Below are 3308 nucleotides of genomic sequence, written 5' to 3'. Positions count from 1 at the left end.
GAAACTAAGAACTATGGTGTTGACATTTCAACCTTGGTTGACAAATTAGAGAAAGGCGAACTTTGAGCTTTTTCAACCCCAAAATCCGAATACCCGATATTTCCTACTGCTAACGCTTATCCTTTAAGCAACTTGAGAAGCAACGGAATTTGTCCACGATGATGGGTGGTATGTCCAATAGCATAAGTAATCAGTTGTCTGCGATTCAATTGACCCACTCGTAAGTTTAATCCTGGTTTTTCAAGATCTGACGCGTTCAAAGGCTCTAAAACCGATTGAGCGTAGGGAAGTATTTCCGACCACGCCTGTTGTACAGCAGAAACATCCCAATGATCGACTTTAAAGGGTAACTGAGTATCCATATCCATGGGATTCCCTGAAACAGCAGAAAAGAATTTTTTTTCTACAAGAATTACGTGATCGAGAATAGAAACAATCGAATTAAAGCCTGCCTTGGGACATTTCTGCCAGTCGTCCTGATGAAGACCTTCCAACATTTGATCGATACTTTGATGAACCATGGTCAGTACTTGATATTGATCTTCAACTTCTTTTAACATACACGTCATTCCCCTCTTGTTCCATTTACTGACTAACAAATTCCTTAATTTATACGCGTTCAATCAGTAGTCCATAATGATTGGTATTGGGCTGAAAACGCTGACTGCGCCAACCCATCTCTTTTATATGAGCCTCCAAAGTCTCCGCATCTAAACGTTCATCTACAGGTGGACCAAAGCCAGTCATCTTTTTTTCCCATTCCAGAAACAGCATTTTTCCATCGGTTTTAATAATTCTCTGAAACTCAGAAAGCACTTTCTGTAAATTATCGACTTCATGTAAAACAAAAGAACATAGTAATCGGTCAATACTCTCATTAGGTAAGTCAATCTGTTCCGCTGAACTCTGAATAGGAATGATATTTGGCATGTTTTCTTCTTTAGCTCGATCCGTCAAATAGGCGAGCATCTCTGAAGAAACATCTACTCCATAAACACTGGACTGAGTCATTTGCGCGGCTGGTAGAGTAAAATAGCCAGGACCACAACCAACGTCAGCCACCGTATGCATAGATTGGATGTCGAGTTGAGACAGTATGGGTTCAGGAGGTAGAATCGTTCGCCGCTCTTCACTCAAAAGCCTGTCCACATGCGCTGGATTAAAACGATGCCCCATACCCAACTCAACCTTTCTTAAAAATATTTATTTGGCTGCATCTATCGCCTGAACCAAACTTGTTTCAACATCTTGAGCAATACTTGACAATGTGGAATCTCCAATGATGTCCATTAATTGACTTGGTTTCGGCAAACCAATATGTGTCTTCCCATTCTGCTCATAGACTACTATTTTGCACGGCAAGAAATAACCAACAAGCAAATTCTGTGTTAATACTTTTTTGGCTTCATGAGGATTACAGACTTCAAGTATACGGTAAGGTATTCTAAAATCAACACCTTTTTCCTGCAACTTGGATGAAAGATCGAGCTTCCAGAGAACACCGAATTGATGAGCTTGCAAACTTTCTTCCAAAGCACGGACTGCTTCGTCAACCGTTTTCTCTGTCACAACTGAATAATAAAAATCCATATCAGGTAACACCTCTATCTGGATTTCATCAATAATTCTATAGCTTCCTTGACCACTTTATCTGCAGACTTTCCGCCTGAAACTTCTTCTCGGATACAATCTTCCATATTCTGCCCAACTACATACATGATAACGCGATCGACCGCAGAGCGAATTGCCGTTAATTGGGTCACTACTTCTTTACAGCTTTTATCCTGTTCCATCATTCCAAGTACACCTCGTACTTGGCCTTCTATTCTTTTCAGCCGATTTTTCATTTGATCGTTATAATTCATTCTTGTCATCCCCCTTTGCAGTTTTTCTTATACTCTATATCGAACCTGTAACCAACATATCATTTTCTCTATTTTCATGTAGTAAAACGCTTATTTCGTCGTTTTTCCTCTCCAGGCCATAATGCCTCCCGAGACATTGATGACTTTGGAAAATCCTTTCTTTTTTAAAATTCGCGCAGCTTGCATACTTCGCATACCACTTCTGCACATCACTACAATTTCTTTATCTTTCGGCAACTGATCTGTTGAACTTCCAAGCTTACTTAAAGGGATATTGCGAAACCCAGGGATATGTCCAGAGCTGAATTCATGCGGTTCTCTTACATCAATAAACTCTGGCCTGTCTGTATTTTTCCGTTGCAAATAATTTTGCAATTCTTCTGCCTGAATGGAGGATATGCCCTTAGTCGGCAATACCCTCCTTATTACCATAAATAAAACGACTATCAATAAAATAATCCAAATGATATTTTCCATTGTATTCGTTTTCACCTACCAATGTAGAGTCGACAGATTGTCGTAAAGCATGTAAATGGCCACGATGATAATGATCATGGAAAAAACGATTTGTAATGTTCTTTTGTTTTTACCCAATCGATTCGATAGCAGGGCTCCTCCTATACCGCCCAAGATACCGCCAATCACATAAAGCAGAAAAACCCACCAGTCCACCAAACCTGAGAGTGCGTAAGAAATTGCTGTTGTAAGCCCAAATGTACCTACAGAAAACAAAGAGCTTCCAATGGCATCTATCATGGTCATTCCTGTTGCCAATATCAAACCAGGTACAATAAGAAATCCTCCGCCAATACCAAAAAATCCAGAAATCATCCCTGTAGCTGCTCCTGTACCCAGTACAGGACCTATTTTGATCTGTTGCCTTGCAGTATCTTGTTGGTCCACCTGTTTCTTTCGCAACATTTGAATGGCAATCACTAGCATGAGTATAGCAAACAGAAACAGTAAAGCCTTACCGTCTACCATTTTTCCAATGAAAGAACCCAAAACAGCCCCAACCGCTCCCGGAATGGCAAACAAAATTGCTGCTTTCCAACGAACATGTCCAGCGCGCCAGTGAGGAATAAGATTGACAAAAGCATTGACTGCAACAGCTAATGCGGTTGTACCAATGACAACATGAGCATCATGAATGCCCACAACATACAACAGCAACGGAACGGCTAAAATAGAACCTCCGCCGCCAATTAATCCAAGCGTAAAGCCAACTAACCCACCTGAAATAATGGAAAGGATGGTCTGGGCAGTGGTCAAATGAATAGCAATCATGAATAATCTCCCTTCTCAACCACTCCGTACGTATAGTTGTATGAGTATATAAGGAATCGCAACAAATCGAGTAGGAGGGGGTGACTAACCCCCGTCCTCTCACACCACCGTACGTACCGTTCGGTATACGGCGGTTCATGTTGTGGAACGAATCAC

The 3308-nt window shown here is 41.0% G+C and carries 6 protein-coding genes; all 6 read right to left on the bottom strand.

From position 1 onward, the window contains the following. Positions 1–116: 116 nt before the first annotated feature. The 6 genes from BUA75_RS15190 to BUA75_RS15165 all read right to left on the bottom strand — a co-directional run bounded on the left by BUA75_RS15190 (position 117) and on the right by BUA75_RS15165 (position 3152). The gene (locus BUA75_RS15190; protein ID WP_072875457.1) at positions 117–560 is read right to left on the bottom strand and encodes a DinB family protein; all 444 of its coding nucleotides are present in this window, start codon (positions 558–560) and stop codon (positions 117–119) included. Between the two features lie 49 nt (positions 561–609). Continuing rightward, on the bottom strand, positions 610–1176 hold the full coding sequence (locus BUA75_RS15185) for a class I SAM-dependent methyltransferase (protein ID WP_072875454.1): 567 nt from the start codon (positions 1174–1176) through the stop codon (positions 610–612). A 27-nt stretch (positions 1177–1203) separates the two neighbouring features. Continuing rightward, the gene (locus BUA75_RS15180; protein WP_072875452.1) at positions 1204–1590 is read right to left on the bottom strand and encodes a DUF302 domain-containing protein; all 387 of its coding nucleotides are present in this window, start codon (positions 1588–1590) and stop codon (positions 1204–1206) included. A gap of 14 nt (positions 1591–1604) precedes the next feature. Continuing rightward, on the bottom strand, positions 1605–1865 hold the full coding sequence (locus tag BUA75_RS15175; protein ID WP_072875451.1) for a metal-sensitive transcriptional regulator: 261 nt from the start codon (positions 1863–1865) through the stop codon (positions 1605–1607). A gap of 90 nt (positions 1866–1955) precedes the next feature. Then, entirely contained in the window at positions 1956–2342 is a 387-nt protein-coding gene (locus BUA75_RS15170) for a rhodanese-like domain-containing protein (protein WP_072875450.1), read from the bottom strand. Between the two features lie 15 nt (positions 2343–2357). Next, positions 2358–3152, bottom strand: a complete 795-nt coding sequence (locus BUA75_RS15165; protein WP_072875448.1) for a sulfite exporter TauE/SafE family protein — start codon at positions 3150–3152, stop codon at positions 2358–2360. Between the last annotated feature and the right edge of the window lie 156 nt (positions 3153–3308).

The organism is Alicyclobacillus tolerans, from assembly GCF_900142255.1.
GTDB lineage: Bacteria > Bacillota > Bacilli > Alicyclobacillales > Alicyclobacillaceae > Alicyclobacillus_I > Alicyclobacillus_I tolerans.
This window is presented reverse-complemented; position numbering and strand designations above follow the sequence as displayed.

Coding starts and splice junctions, on each gene's coding strand:
- BUA75_RS15190 (WP_072875457.1), bottom strand. CDS start 560: ATGTTAAAAGAAGTTGAAGATCAATATCAAGTACTGACCATGGTTCAT.
- BUA75_RS15185 (WP_072875454.1), bottom strand. CDS start 1,176: ATGGGGCATCGTTTTAATCCAGCGCATGTGGACAGGCTTTTGAGTGAA.
- BUA75_RS15180 (WP_072875452.1), bottom strand. CDS start 1,590: ATGGATTTTTATTATTCAGTTGTGACAGAGAAAACGGTTGACGAAGCA.
- BUA75_RS15175 (WP_072875451.1), bottom strand. CDS start 1,865: ATGAATTATAACGATCAAATGAAAAATCGGCTGAAAAGAATAGAAGGC.
- BUA75_RS15170 (WP_072875450.1), bottom strand. CDS start 2,342: ATGGAAAATATCATTTGGATTATTTTATTGATAGTCGTTTTATTTATG.
- BUA75_RS15165 (WP_072875448.1), bottom strand. CDS start 3,152: ATGATTGCTATTCATTTGACCACTGCCCAGACCATCCTTTCCATTATT.